The sequence below is a fragment of the Achromobacter sp. Marseille-Q4962 genome, assembly GCF_943737005.1.
Taxonomy (GTDB): Bacteria; Pseudomonadota; Gammaproteobacteria; order Burkholderiales; family Burkholderiaceae_B; genus Achromobacter.
In genome coordinates this window covers 62,067-75,740 of the sequence record NZ_CALSFU010000009.1, presented here as the reverse complement: position 1 = coordinate 75,740, position 13,674 = coordinate 62,067, and the positions used below count along the sequence as shown (strand labels likewise).

The window sequence follows — 13,674 nt, the reverse complement described above, 5'->3', positions numbered from 1 at the left end:
GTAACAGAACGCGAAGCAGAACGCGAAGCGAAGCCGCCCGCCTCGCCGCCTCCCGAAAGCGGAGCGGCGAGGCGGCCCGGCGGCATGCTATGGTCGCGCCTGTTCCCGTCCCTCTTTTCAAGGCATGGCCGTGCCCGACGCTCCCGACCTTCCCCGCCGTTTCGCCATCGCCAGCGCGCTCGCGCGCCTGGTTTTCGGCCTCGCCGGCTACGGGCTGATTCTTTTTGTCTCGCCGCAGGCGCACCAGCTGCGCGCGTTGTACGCGCAGCCGGCCGCGCTCGGCCCCATGGTGGCGCGCGGGCTGGCGGCCATCCTGCTGGCGGGACTGGCGGCCTGGTGCGTAACGCGGCGCTGGCTCGCGCGGCGCGGCGCCGGCCGGCTGGCGCGGCCCGGACGGACGCTGGCCGGTTACGTGGGGCTGCTCTGGGCGGGCCTGCTGGCGGCGGAGATCCTGCAGGCCTATTCCGGCGTCTGGCTGGCCGGGCTGGCGCGCCGGCTCGCCGCGCCCGGCGGCGGCATGCGCATTCCGCCCGCGCTGTTCGCCGCCCTGCTCTCGGCGATGGCGGCCGCCGCCCTGGAGCTGCTGTGCGCCTGGGCCGCGCTGCGGGTCGCGCTGTGGCGCTCGCGGACCGCGGGCGGCGCGGCGCCGGCCTATACCGCGGACCATGCCGCCGCCATCGCGGCCGCCAGCCTGCTGGTCTGGCAATGGCTGATCGTTCTCGGCCTCGTGCCCTTCCTGGGCATCGGGCTGCTCGAACGGCAGAGCAGCCTCGCGGCCTACGCGCTGGGATACTGGGCCCTGCCTGCCGCCCTGGCCGCGCTGGCGCTGGCCGTGAACCGGCGCCACGTGCCGCGCGCGCTCGGCGGCGCGGACGCGCCGCGCGCCGTGGCGCACGGCAGCCTGTCGTTCTGGCTCGCGCAGGCCGCGGGCATCGGACTGGTGGCGCTGGCCCTCATGAATGTGGACAGCGCCGGCATCCAGGCTTTCTCGCGCTCGCCCGCCGCGCCGTGGATACGGCTGCTCGCCTACGCGGCGCTGCAATCGCTGTCTTGCGCGCTGTGCGCGCGCCTGCTCTATGGCCGGCGCGGCGGGGCAGCGCCCGCCGCCGCGGCCTGACGCCGGGGTTTCAGATCGGCGCGCAACGGCGCTCCAGCCAGCGAAGCGCCGCTCCTTCGACCAGTGGCGAAACGCGCTCGTAGACGGTGCGGTGATAGTCGTTGAGCCAGGCAAGCTCGTCTTCGCGCATGAGGGCGGGCTCGATGCAGCGCGTATCGATGGGGCACAGCGTGAGCGTCTCGAAACACAGGAACTCGCCCAGTTCGGACTCGAGCCAGCTGCGGTTGGCCACCAGGTTCTCGATGCGCACGCCCCAGCGGCCGGGGCGGTAGATGCCGGGCTCGTTGGAGGTGATCATGCCCGGCTCCATCGCCGTGTGCGGCCCCGGCGCGGCGCGGTAGGAAATGACCTGCGGCCCTTCGTGCACGTTCAGGAAGTAGCCCACGCCATGGCCGGTGCCGTGGCCGTACTCGGCTCCGCCCTCCCAGATGGGCGCGCGGGCGATGGCGTCCAGCATGGGCGAGGGCGTGCCGCGCGGGAACGAGGCGCGCGACAGCGCGATCATACCCTTGAGCACCAGCGTGAAATCGGCCTTCTGGTCGGCGCTGGGCGTGCCGACGGGCACCACGCGCGTGATGTCGGTGGTGCCGCCCAGGTACTGGCCGCCGGAGTCGATGAGCAGCAGGCCATCGCCTTCGATGACGGCGTGCGAGTCCGGCGTGGCGCGGTAGTGGGGCATGGCGCCGTTGGCGTTGAAGCCCGCGATGGTGCCGAAGCTGGGACACACATAGCCGGGCCGGCGCGCGCGCGCGGCCGTGAGCTTTTCGTCGATGGTGAGCTCGGTAACGGTTTCGCGGCCCAGCGCGCCCTCGAACCAGGCGAAGAACTCGCACAGCGCGGCGCCGTCCTGGGCCATGGCCTCGCGCACGTTGGCGAGCTCGGCCTCGGTCTTGCGCGACTTGAGCAGCGTGGAGGGGTTGATGGCTTCCACGCGCGGCACGTCCGGGTCCATGGCGTGGAACACCCCGCAGGTCACGCGGGCGGGGTCGATCAGCAGGGTCTGGTCGCGCTCCAGCGAACCCAGCGCCTCGGCCGCCTGCCCGTAGGCCGCCACCTCGACGCCGTCGGCCGCCAGCGCGGCGCGCACGCCCTCGTCCATCGCGCCCTCGGCCACGAAGAGCGTGGCATGGTCCGGCCCGACCAGGGCGTGGGCCAGGAACACGGGGTTGTATTCCACGTCGGAGCCGCGCAGGTTGAAGAGCCACGCGATGTCGTCCAGCGTGCAGAGAAAATGCACGTCGGCGCCGTGCCCGCGCATGGCCTCGCGCACCTGCGCCAGCTTTTCGGCCCGCGTCACGCAGGCGTGCGGAGGCAGGTGTTCGTAGATGGGCGCGGCCGGCAGGCCGGGACGGTCGGTCCAGATCTCGTCCAGCGGGTCGGCCAGGATGTCCAGTTCGGCGCCGGCGCGGGCAGCGGCGGCCGCCAGCGCCCGGAAGGCCGCCAGGCCCAGCACCTGCCCGTCCACCCCGATGCGCCCGCCGGCCTCGACGTGCCCGGCCAGCCAGTCCACGTGGCCCGGCACGGCCGCCGAGGCAATCTTCATGAGCCGCACGCAGGTGCCAGCCAATTGCGCCTCGGCCTGCACCCAGTAGCGGCTGTCCACCCACAGACCCGCAAAGTCGGCCGTGACCACCAGCGTACCCACCGATCCCGTGAAGCCCGACAGCCAGCGGCGCCCCTGCCAGCGGGCGGGCAGGTATTCGGACAGGTGCGGATCCGAAGACGGGACGATGCAGGCGGAAAGGCCGCGGCGGCGCATGGCCTCGCGCAGCCGGGCGATACGGGCGTCGGTATGGGACATGGGTGGGGAATCCTCAGCGCAACATGAATGACATGGCGGCCAGGCTATTGAGCATGCGGATGGCGGACTGCATGCTGTCGGTGGTGAACCGCAGGGTGACGCCGTCCACGCGCTCCAGCGCGGGCCACATGCAGAACAGATCGGCCAGGGCCGTGCTCTGGGTCTGCAACCGGCATTCTATAGGCGGCGCGATGCGGAACGGAACGGCCTTCTTCAGATTGCGCACGGCAGTCTCGGCCGCCGCGGCGATGGCGCGACGCGACGCCGCCGGCGACAGCGTGACGCCGCTGCCCTGGCCGCCCGCCGTCTTGGTCTGCACCCACTCCGCGCCGGGGAACAGCCCGCGCGTCTCGGCGATGAAGACGTCGTCGCCCGTGCCCAGTATGACGGGCACGCCCATCTCGCCGGCCAGCGCGCCGTACAGGCCGGCCTCGCCCAGCTCCATGCCGTTGATGAGCACGCGCGCAAAGGCGAAGCTGTTGATGGTGTGGGCCAGCACGCCGCGCCCCTGCGAGCGCGAGTGATAGCCGATCATGAACACGGCGTCGCAGCCGCCCTCTTCCAGCCCGCCCATCATGCCGAGATAGCGCGGCTTGCCCAGCACGAGGCGCGCGCGCTCGTCGAGCCCGTCGGGCAGCAGGTTGCGAAAGCCTCCGTGCGAATCGTTGACCAGCACTTCCTCGGCCCCGCCCGCGATGGCGCCCTGCACGGCGGCGTTGGCCTCGGCGGTCATCCAGGCGCGGGCGCGCTCGTACTCGCCATTGCCGGGACGGACCTGCTCGGCGTGGAACACGCCGGCCACGCCTTCGATATCGGTGGAAATCAGGATCTTCATGGGATTCAGCCTTGGTTCGGTGCGAATTCGGTATCCGCCAGCCACTGGCGCCACTCGGGCGCCGCCTCGCGGATGCTGGCGCGGCGGTGCCCGTCGCGCCCGGTAACGCTCTCGGCGCGCCAGAGCGCCGAGATGATGGATTGCTCGACCGCCTCGGCGGCGGCCTCGAAAAGCGGATCGATGCGGGACTCGTGCAGCATGGCCACGGCGGGCATCGGCTGCTCGGCGCGCTGCGGCACGGTGTAGGCCGTGGAGAACGCCAGCGCGATGTCGCCGCTGCCGTGGCCGAAGACCGAGCCGGTGCGCGCCAGCCCCGCGCCCGCGCGCAGCGACAGGCGGCGTAGCTGCCGCGAATCCAGCGGCGCGTCGGTGGCCAGCAGCAGGATGATGGACCCTTTCTCGGGCGCGACGGCGGCGTTCTCGCCGGCGCCCAACAGGCCGCGGTCCATGCGGTCGGCCAGGCGGCGGCCGAAGGGGCGGCCCGCCACCACCAGGTTGGGCAGGCGGCCGAAATTGGCCAGCACCAGCGCGCCCACCGTATGACGCAGGCCCGGCTGGATCTGCGCCATGCGCGAGGCCGAGCCGATGCCGCCCTTGAACGAAAAGCACGACATGCCGCGCCCCGCTCCCACCGCGCCCTGCTCGAAGCGCGGGCCGGCGGCGGCCAGGGCCTGCTCGTAGTGCGTCTCCCGCACCGCCAGCGCCTGGATGTCGTTCAGGTAGCCGTCGTTGCACTCGAACACCAGCGGATTGACGGTGGGCATGCCGCGCCCGATTTCCGGGTTGGCCGCGATGGCGCCGCGGATCTGGGCGTTGGCCACGGTGCCCACGCCGAAGGTGTTGGTGAGCGCGATGGGCGTTTCCAGCACGCCCAGTTCCTGCACCTGGACCAGGCCGGCGCTCTTGCCGAAGCCGTTGAGCACCGTGGCCGCGGCCGGCACCTTGTCCAGGAAGGGATCGCCCGCGTGCGGACGCACGACCGTCACGCCCGTTTGCAGCGCCCCCTCGGACAGCGTGCAGTGCCCGACGGTCACGCCGCCCACGTCGCAGATCGAATCCAGCGGACCGGACGCCAGCACGCCGATGCGGGGTTGGTCCAGGATCTGTTTTTCCATGATTGCCTCGTGCCGCCACATGTCTCGATGCAAAACGCCGCCGCGCCCGCGGCCGCGCGGGGCGGCCCGGGCACGGCGGCGGTCGCGGCGGCGCGGACTACTTGCGGTCGATCTTCGGGTCCAGCGCGTCGCGCAGGCCGTCGCCCAGCAGGTTGAACGCCAGCACGGTCAGGAAGATCGCCAGCGCCGGGAACACGGCCACGTGCGGCGCGATCACCATGTCGGCGCGCGCCTCGTTGAGCATGGCGCCCCATTCCGGCGTGGGAGGCTGCGCGCCCATGCCCAGGAAGGACAGGCTGGCGGCGGTGATGATCGAGGTGCCGATCCGCATGGTGCCGTAGACCACGATGGGCGAGATCGTGCCGGGCAGGATGTGGCGCATGATGATGGTCCAGTCAGAGGCGCCCACGCTGCGCACGGCCTCCACATAGGTCATCTGCTTGATGGCCAGCGTGTTGCCGCGCACCAGCCGCGCGAAGGCCGGCACGCTGAACACGGCCACGGCCACGATCACGTTGACCATGCTGGAGCCCAGGATGGCGACCACGCCGATGGCCAGCAGCATGCCCGGGAAGGCCAGCAGCACGTCGGAGATGCGCATGGTGATGCGCTCCCACCAGCCCTGGTAGTAGCCGGCCATGAGGCCCATGAAGGTGCCCACCACGGCGCCCATGGCCACCGACAGGAAGCCCGCCGCCATGGAAATGCGCGCGCCCATGATGATGCGGCTGAAGATGTCGCGGCCCAGCGAATCGACGCCCAGCCAGTGCTTCACCGACGGGCCGGCGTTCAGCGCGTCGTAGTCGAAGAAGTTCTCCGGATCGAACGGCACGATCCAGGGCGCGAAGATCGCCACGATGACGAGCAGCAGCACGAAGATGCCCGCGCCCACGGCGAGCTTCTGTTTCTTGAACTTGCGCCAGAACTCGGTGGCCGGAGTGCGCACGTCGCCGGGCGCGGCGGCCGGGGTTGCGGCGGTAGTGGTATTGCTCATGGCCGCCTCACTTGTAACGGATGCTGGGATTGATGACGCCGTACAGCACGTCCACAATCAGGTTGATCAGAATGAATTCCAGCGAGAACAGCAGGACCAGGCCCTGGATCACCGGATAGTCGCGCTGCGTGACCGCATCGACCAGCAACCGGCCCAGTCCGGGCCAGTTGAACACGGTCTCGACCACGATGGAGCCGCCCAGCAGGAAGCCGAACTGCAGGCCCATCATCGTGACCACGGGAATCAACGCGTTGCGCAGCGTGTGCTTGATCACCACGCGGCGTTCGCTCAGGCCCTTGGCGCGGGCCGTGCGCACGAAATCCTCCTGGATCACTTCCACGAAGGAGGCGCGGGTGAAGCGCGCCATCACGGCGGCCACGGCGGCGCCCAGCGTGATGGACGGAAGTATGTAGTGCTTCCAGCTCGACGCGCCCACCGTGGGCAGCCAGCCGAGATTCACGGAAAACACCTGCATCAGCATCATGCCCAGCGCAAACGCCGGGAACGAAATGCCCGACACCGCCAGCGTCATCCCGAGGCGGTCCGGCCAGCGGTTGCGCCACACGGCCGAGACGATGCCGATGACCATGCCGAAGGTCACGGACCAGAGCATGCTGGCCACCGTCAGCCAGAGCGTGGGCATGAAGCGGTCGGCGATTTCGGTGGAGACGGGGCGCTTGGTGCGCAGCGAGGTTCCGAGGTCGCCCTGCAGCATGTGGCTGAAGTAGCGCACGAACTGCTGCGGCAGGGGCAGATCGAGCCCGAGTTCCTTGCGCACCAGCTCCACGGTCTGCTGGTCGGCGTCCTGGCCGGCGGCCAGGCGCGCCGGGTCGCCCGGCAGCATGTGCACAAACAGGAACACCACCACGGCCACCAGCAGCAGCGTGGGGATCATGCCCAATAGACGTTTGACGATGTAGGTCAGCATTGAAATTCCTGCGACATCGGCGGGGGCACCGCGCCCCCGCCGCATGTGGCCTTACAAGGGCCCGGAGGCCCCAAGGGTTACTGCTTCAGGTCGATGTCGCCGAACCAGAACGAGGTGTCCGGCTCCACATACACGCCCGAGAGGTTCTTCGACTTCACGTACACGTTGTTCTGGGTCACCAGGAAGGCCCACGGGGCGTCGTTCCAGATGGTTTCCTGAACCTTCTTGTAGATCTCGGTCTTCTTCGCGCGGTCGGTGGTGGCCAGGGCCTCCTGGACGCCCTCGTCAACCGACTTGTTCGAGTAGTACGAGACGTTGTTGAGCACCGGCGGGAAGGCGGCGGTGGTCAGCAGCGGACGCAGGCCCCAGTCGGCCTCGCCGGTCGAGGACGACCAGCCGGCGTAATACATGCGGACCTTGGCGTCCTCGGGCTTTTGCACCTGCTGCACGCGCTGCACGCGCTGGCCCGATTCCAGCACTTCCACCGACACCTTGATGCCGACCTGGGCGAGCTGCTGCTGCAGGAACTGCACCACCTTCACCGAGGTGCCGTCGTTGTAGGCCGACCACAGCGTGCTCTCGAAGCCGTTGGGGTAGCCGGCTTCGGCCAGCAGCGCCTTGGCCTTCTTCAGGTCGTAGGGCCAGGGGCCGGTCTTGTAGGCGTAGTCCACGCCCTTGGGCACCACGCCGTCCACCACGGTGGCATAGCCCGAGAAAGCGACCTTGGCCAGGGCTTCCTTGTTGATGGCGTAGTTGATGGCCTGACGCACTTTGAGGTTGTCGAACGGCTTTTGCTGCACGTTCATCGACAGGTAGCGGGCCATGATCGAGTTCTTGTGGTCGACCACGTCCAGCTTGTCGTTCTTGGCCAGCACGGCGGCCTGCTCGAACGGCACGGGGAACGCGAACTGGGCCTCGCCCGTCTGCACCACGGCGGCGCGGGTGTTGTTATCGGTCACGGTGCGGAAGGTCAGCGTGTCGACCTTGGGGTAACCCTTCTTCCAGTAGCCGTCGAACTTCTTGACCTTCAGGTACTCGGCCGGCTTCCATTCGACGAACTCGAAGGGGCCGGTTCCCACGGGATGAAAGCCGATGTCCTTGCCGTACTTGGCCAGGGCCGCCGGCGAGATCATCATGGCGGCCGGGTGGGCCAGCGCGTTGATGAAGGCCGAGAACGGCTTCTTGAGCGTGATCCTGACGGTGAGCGGGTCCACCACCTCGGTCTTCTCGATCACGCTGAACTGGATGTAGCGCGACAGGTGGTTGTCCGGGTTGGCGGGACGGTCGAAGTTGATCTTGACCGCTTCGGCGTTGAAGTCGGTGCCGTCGTGGAACTTCACGCCGGGGCGCAGCTTGAAGGTGTAGACCAGGCCGTCCTCGCTCACCGAGTAGTCGGTGGCCAGCACTTTCTGGATCTTGAGGTCTTTGTCGAACTCGAACAGGCCTTCATAGTAGGCCTTGCCCGCCGCCTGGTTCAGCGTGCTGTTGGTGTTGTACGGATCCAGGGTCTCGAGCGCGATCGATACCGCGAAGGTCACGTCCTTGGACGCATGCGCCAAGGGCGAGGCGAGCACGCCGAAGGCCAGCGCGGCGGCGGCCATCAGCTTGGTGGGGCGCAAAACTTTCATCATTGCAACTCCAGATTCCACAGGGGAGAAGGGGTTTGGTGGAGAAAAAAGCCGTCATTCGCGGCCGGGGATCCCAGTCTGCTGGACGGCGGCATGAGACTGCGGCCTGCTCAATATGCGCCGCCCACGGGGTGGCGCGCAACAAAATGGTCGGGGCCGACCTGCTCCAGCGGCCGCACCACGGGATCGTCGCCCAGCCTGCGGATGGGGCTCGGGATCTCGTCGGAAAGCAGCGCGCGCTTGAGGTGGCGGCGCGCCGGGTCGGCGATGGGCACGGCGGACATCAGCTTTTTGGTGTACGGGTGCTGCGGGTTCTCGAAAATGGCGCGGCGCGGCCCGATTTCCACGATCTGGCCCAGGTACATCACGGCCACGCGGTGGCTGATGCGCTCCACCACGGCCATGTCGTGCGAAATGAACAGGAAAGAAATGCCCATATCGCGCTGCAGGTCGATCAGCAGGTTGACAATCTGGGCCTGGATGGACACGTCCAGCGCCGACACCGACTCGTCGGCGATCACCACCTTGGGATTCAGCGCCAGGGCCCGCGCGATGCAGACGCGCTGGCGCTGGCCGCCGGAAAACTCGTGCGGATAGCGCTGCGCCATCTCGGCCGGCAGGCCCACCCGCTCCAGCAGCTCGGCCACGCGGCGCTCGGCGTCCTTGCCGCGCGCCACGCCGTGCACCAGCAGCGGCTCCATGATGGAAAAGCCCACCGTCACGCGCGGATCGAGCGAGGCGAACGGATCCTGGAACACGAACTGGATGTCGCGGCGCAGGGACTGCAGCTCGCTGGTCTTCAGATTGACGATATTGCGTCCGCCGAAGCGGATCTCGCCGCCCTGGCTGTCCACCAGGCGCAGCAGCGAACGGCCGGTGGTGGATTTGCCGCAGCCCGACTCGCCCACCAGCGAGAGCGTCTCGCCGGGATAAAGATCGAAGCTCACCCGCTCCACGGCGTGCACGCGCCGTTGCACGCGGCTGAAGATGCCGCCGCGCAGGTCGAAGCGGGTGACCAGGTCGCGCACGCTGAGCACGGGCTCGCGCTTGCCCGCCGGCGCCGAAGCGGGCGCCTCGGCAGGCGCTTGCGCGGCCGGCGCCTTGCCGTCGACCTGCAGCAGCGGGAACCGCGCCGGCAGGTCGGTGCCCTGCATGGAGCCCAGGCGCGGCACGGCCGACAGCAGCGCCTTGGTGTAGCGGTGCTGCGGCGCGGCGAACACCTGCTCGGACGGGCCTTCCTCGACCTTGTCGCCGCGGTACATGACCAGCACGCGGTCGGCCACCTCGGCCACCACGCCCATGTCGTGCGTGATGAACACCACGCCCATGTGCATTTCTTCCTGCAGCTCGCGGATGAGCTGCAGGATCTGCGCCTGAATGGTCACGTCCAGCGCCGTGGTGGGCTCGTCCGCGATGAGCAGCTGGGGCTTGCAGGCCAGCGCCATGGCGATCATGACGCGCTGGCGCATGCCGCCCGACAACTGGTGCGGATGGCGGTTCATGACCGACTTCGCCTCGGGGATGCGCACCAGCTCCAGCATGCGCAGCGCCTCGGCGCGCGCGGCCGCCGCATCCTTGCCCTGGTGCAGCTGGATGGACTCCGCGATCTGGTCGCCCGCGGTGAACACGGGGTTCAGCGAGGTCATGGGCTCCTGGAAAATCATCGCCATGTCGGCGCCGCGCACGTTGCGCATGGCCCGCTGGCTGGCGTTGACCAGGTCGATCACCGAGCCGTTGCGGCGGCGCAGCGCCATGCGGCCCTGGGCGATGCGCCCGCCGCCGTGTTCCACCAGGCGCATCAGCGCCAGCGAAGTCACCGACTTGCCCGACCCCGATTCGCCCACGATGGCCAGGGTTTCGCCCCGGTCCACGTGGAAAGACAGGTTGCGCACGGCTTCGACCGTGCGCTCCGAACCCACGAAGCGCACCGTCAGGTCTTCGACCTGGACCACGCGGTTTTCCGGCAACGCCAGGCTGTTAGCGCGATCAACCATCTTTATTCAATCCCCAACTGAAAAAACCTGCGCCGCGCTGCGCGGCGCTCGATCAAACGAGCCTGGCCGGCGCTCATCGGTAGATGGCGACGACCGGCTTCTCGCCCACGCGGGCGTAGCCCCGGTACATGCCTTCCGTGTTGAACGGCAGCGCCACGTTGCCCTGCGCATCCACCGCCACCAGCCCGCCCTTGCCGCCGATGGTGGGCAGTTTTTCGTGCACCACGCGGTCGGCCGCCGCCTGCAGGGACGCGCCGCAATATTCCATCTGCGCGGCGACGTCATAGGCGGCCACCATGCGGATGAACATCTCGCCCGTGCCCGTGGTGGACACCGCGCAGGTGCGGTTGCTGGCATAGGTGCCGGCGCCGATCAGCGGCGCGTCGCCCACGCGGCCCACCTGCTTGTTCGTGATGCCGCCCGTGGAAGTGGCCGCGGCCAGGTTGCCCTGCGCGTCCACGGCCACCGCGCCCACGGTGCCGAATTTCTTGTCGGCGTCCAGCGGATCGGCCGGCGCGGGCTGGCCGCGCGCCACCATGGCCTGGCCGTCGTGGTCCAGCACGGCGGCGTCGGGCGTCTCGCGCTGCACGCGCAGCAGCTGTTCGCGGCGGGCCTCGGTAGAGAAATAAGACGGATCCACCAGCTCCACGCCCTGCCCGGCGGCGAAGGCTTCGGCGCCCTCGCCCACGAAGAACACGTGCTTGCTGTTTTCCATGACCTTGCGCGCGGCGAACACCGGGTTGCGCACGCGGTGCACGCCGGCGATGGCGCCCGAGCGCAGCGTGGCGCCGTCCATGATGGCGGCGTCCAGCTCGTGAGTGCCGGCGCTGGTGAACACGGCGCCGTGCCCGGCGTTGAAAAGCGGACAGTCTTCCAGCAGGCGCACGGCCTCGGTCACCGCGTCCAGCGCGCTGCCGCCCTGCGCGAGCACCGCCTGCCCCGCCGCCACGATGCGCTCGAGCGCCTCCAGGTACTCGCGCTCCTTCTCGGGCGACATGGCCGAGCGCGTCAGCGCGCCGGCGCCGCCGTGAATGGCGATCACGGGTTGAATCATCGTTTTCCTACTCCATGGATGAGCCACGGCATCACGGACTGGGTCACCCCGGCCGCGGCCGCGACGGAATTCTTGGCCCGATAGGCCACCGCCGCCGAGAGCGCTTCGATCAGGCCCAGGGCGGCGGTTTCGGAATTGGGCATGAGCTGGCGCGCCGAATATGCGTAGAGCACCACCGATGCGGCGGGCGCCAGCGGCGAAGTGGGCTTGTCGGTCAGCACCAGCACTGGCACGCCGGCCTGCCGCGCGGCGTTGACCAGCGTGACGGTGTCGGCCAGGTAGCGCGGAAAGCCGATGGCGATCACCAGATCCCTGGACGTCATGCGCGACATCTGGCGCGCGGCGTGCGACACGCCGCCCGGCCCGGCCAGGGATTCCACCGAATGCAGGTGCATGCACAAGCCCCGCTGCAGCAGGCCGGCCAGGAAGCCGCTGGCCCCGAAACCGATGATGAAGACCCGGTCGGCGCCGAGCACCGCGTCCACGGCGCGCTCACAGGCCTGGGCGTCCAGGGCCTGGAGATTGCGCTGTGCGTTGTCGATGTCTTCCTGCAGCGTCGCGGCGAAGATCTGCGCCGCGCTGGCGGGGTGCGCGAGTTCGGTGCGCAGTTTTTCCACCGGTTCCAGCGCGGCCTCGAAGCCGCGCGCCAGCTCGGCGCGGAATTGCGGATAGCCGGGCAGGTCCAGCGCCCGGGCGAAACGGTTGGCCGTCGCCACCGACACGCCGACCGCCGCCGCGAATTCGTCGATGGTCATGGTGGCCACCCGGAACTGGTGCGCCAGCACGTATTCGGCCATCTTGTGCTGCGTCCGGCTGAGCGCGGGCTGGGCCCGGGCGATGCGGTCAGCGATCGTAAGTGCAGCCTTGGTCATCGAGGGGAAAAAGCGTGGGAACGAATATGTAAATCTGTTTACATGCAAATTTTAGATAAGAAAATAGATTTTCATACTCAGGGTATACCCGCGTTCAGATGTAACAGTCGGGAGAAAAAAAACGGGGCCGGCAGGCGTTACGCTTACGCCTCCCGTCTTTCTGGAGTTTCCATGCCCGCCTGGATCTGCAAGCCCCATTCCGAACTCGCCCCGGCCGAGCTCTACGCGCTGCTGCGGCTGCGCTCCGAAGTCTTCGTGGTGGAACAGGAATGCGTCTACCTGGATCTGGACGGCAAAGACTTGCAAGGCGCAACGGCGCACCTCATGGCCTGGGAAAACGGCGAGCTGGCGGCTTATTGCCGCCTGCTGGAGCCCGCGCTGAACGGAGGCCGCGCGGTCATCGGCCGGGTGATCACCGCGCCCGCATTCCGCGGCGCCGGCCTGGGGCACGAACTCATGCGCCGCGCCAAGGCCGAGGCCGCACGCCTGTGGCCGGGCCGGCCGCTCTACCTGAACGCCCAGGCCCGCCTGCGGAACTACTATGCGGGCCACGGCTTCGTGCCGGTCACGGACGAATACATGGAAGACGGCATCCCGCACGTGGGCATGCTGCTCGACGCGCCGTCCAAATGAAAACAGCGCCCGCGAGGGGCGCCGTTTCGAGGTCGTGCCGGGCGATTACTTCACCGCCGAGACATCCAGCTTGGCCTTGGTCTTGGACTGGATCTCGTCCACGGCGACGCCGGGAGCCAGCTCCAGCAGCTTGAGGCCGTCGTCGGTGACTTCCATCACGCCCAGGTCGGTGATGATGAGATCGACCACGCCCACGCCGGTCAGCGGCAGCGTGCATTCGGGCAGCAGCTTGATGTCTTCCGTGCCGTCCTTCTTCTTGGCGACGTGCTCCATCAGCACCACCACCTTGCCCACGCCGGCCACCAGGTCCATGGCGCCGCCCATGCCCTTGACCATCTTGCCCGGGATCATCCAGTTGGCCAGGTCGCCCTTCTCGGACACCTGCATGGCGCCCAGGATGGCCAGGTTGATCTTGCCGCCGCGGATCATCGCGAACGAATCCGCCGAGGAAAAGATGGAAGAGCCGGGCAGCGTGGTGACCGTCTGCTTGCCGGCGTTGATGAGGTCGGGGTCGACTTCGTCGTCGGTGGGGAACGGACCGATGCCCAGCAGGCCGTTTTCGGACTGCAGCCACACCTCGACGCCCTTGGGCACGTGGTTGGCCACCAGGGTGGGCAGGCCGATGCCCAGGTTCACGTAAAAACCGTCTTGCAGCTCGCGCGCGGCGCGCGCCGCCATTTCATCGCGGGACCATGCCATGTCG

12 protein-coding genes are annotated in these 13,674 nt (G+C 68.8%); 2 read left to right on the top strand and 10 right to left on the bottom strand.

What is annotated here, in order from left to right; genetic code table 11:
* The first annotated feature begins 130 nt into the window (after positions 1–130).
* On the top strand, positions 131–1,117 hold the full coding sequence (locus NGJ44_RS09745) for a hypothetical protein (protein ID WP_251863799.1): 987 nt from the start codon (positions 131–133) through the stop codon (positions 1,115–1,117).
* Between the two features lie 10 nt (positions 1,118–1,127).
* Here NGJ44_RS09745 and NGJ44_RS09740 read toward each other — a convergent pair whose 3' ends face one another.
* From NGJ44_RS09740 to NGJ44_RS09700, 9 genes are all read right to left on the bottom strand, one after another.
* Positions 1,128–2,918 (bottom strand): aminopeptidase P family protein, encoded by a 1,791-nt coding sequence (locus NGJ44_RS09740; RefSeq protein ID WP_251863798.1) that lies wholly within the window; start codon positions 2,916–2,918, stop codon positions 1,128–1,130.
* Between the two features lie 13 nt (positions 2,919–2,931).
* On the bottom strand, positions 2,932–3,753 hold the full coding sequence (locus tag NGJ44_RS09735) for a M55 family metallopeptidase (RefSeq protein WP_053245925.1): 822 nt from the start codon (positions 3,751–3,753) through the stop codon (positions 2,932–2,934).
* A gap of 5 nt (positions 3,754–3,758) precedes the next feature.
* The gene (locus NGJ44_RS09730; protein ID WP_053245924.1) at positions 3,759–4,889 is read right to left on the bottom strand and encodes a DmpA family aminopeptidase; all 1,131 of its coding nucleotides are present in this window, start codon (positions 4,887–4,889) and stop codon (positions 3,759–3,761) included.
* A 76-nt stretch (positions 4,890–4,965) separates the two neighbouring features.
* The gene (gene gsiD / locus NGJ44_RS09725) at positions 4,966–5,862 is read right to left on the bottom strand and encodes a glutathione ABC transporter permease GsiD (protein WP_053245923.1); all 897 of its coding nucleotides are present in this window, start codon (positions 5,860–5,862) and stop codon (positions 4,966–4,968) included.
* Positions 5,863–5,869: 7 nt separating this feature from the next.
* Complete coding sequence (gsiC, locus tag NGJ44_RS09720; protein WP_053245922.1) at positions 5,870–6,790, bottom strand: glutathione ABC transporter permease GsiC; 921 nt, start codon at positions 6,788–6,790, stop codon at positions 5,870–5,872.
* A 77-nt stretch (positions 6,791–6,867) separates the two neighbouring features.
* The gene (gene gsiB / locus NGJ44_RS09715) at positions 6,868–8,421 is read right to left on the bottom strand and encodes a glutathione ABC transporter substrate-binding protein GsiB (protein WP_053245921.1); all 1,554 of its coding nucleotides are present in this window, start codon (positions 8,419–8,421) and stop codon (positions 6,868–6,870) included.
* A gap of 107 nt (positions 8,422–8,528) precedes the next feature.
* Positions 8,529–10,412: a dipeptide ABC transporter ATP-binding protein gene (locus tag NGJ44_RS09710; protein ID WP_053245920.1), complete on the bottom strand. Its 1,884-nt coding sequence runs from the start codon at positions 10,410–10,412 to the stop codon at positions 8,529–8,531.
* A gap of 73 nt (positions 10,413–10,485) precedes the next feature.
* Entirely contained in the window at positions 10,486–11,466 is a 981-nt protein-coding gene (locus NGJ44_RS09705; protein ID WP_251863797.1) for an isoaspartyl peptidase/L-asparaginase family protein, read from the bottom strand.
* Complete coding sequence (locus NGJ44_RS09700; protein WP_053245915.1) at positions 11,463–12,338, bottom strand: MurR/RpiR family transcriptional regulator; 876 nt, start codon at positions 12,336–12,338, stop codon at positions 11,463–11,465. The genes NGJ44_RS09705 and NGJ44_RS09700 overlap by 4 nt, the downstream gene beginning before the upstream one ends.
* 171 nt (positions 12,339–12,509) lie before the next feature.
* Between NGJ44_RS09700 and NGJ44_RS09695 the strand changes: the two genes are divergently transcribed.
* Entirely contained in the window at positions 12,510–12,971 is a 462-nt protein-coding gene (locus tag NGJ44_RS09695) for a GNAT family N-acetyltransferase (RefSeq protein ID WP_053245916.1), read from the top strand.
* Between the two features lie 45 nt (positions 12,972–13,016).
* Here NGJ44_RS09695 and NGJ44_RS09690 read toward each other — a convergent pair whose 3' ends face one another.
* Positions 13,017–13,670, bottom strand: a complete 654-nt coding sequence (locus NGJ44_RS09690; protein WP_251863796.1) for a CoA transferase subunit B — start codon at positions 13,668–13,670, stop codon at positions 13,017–13,019.
* Positions 13,671–13,674: the final 4 nt, after the last annotated feature.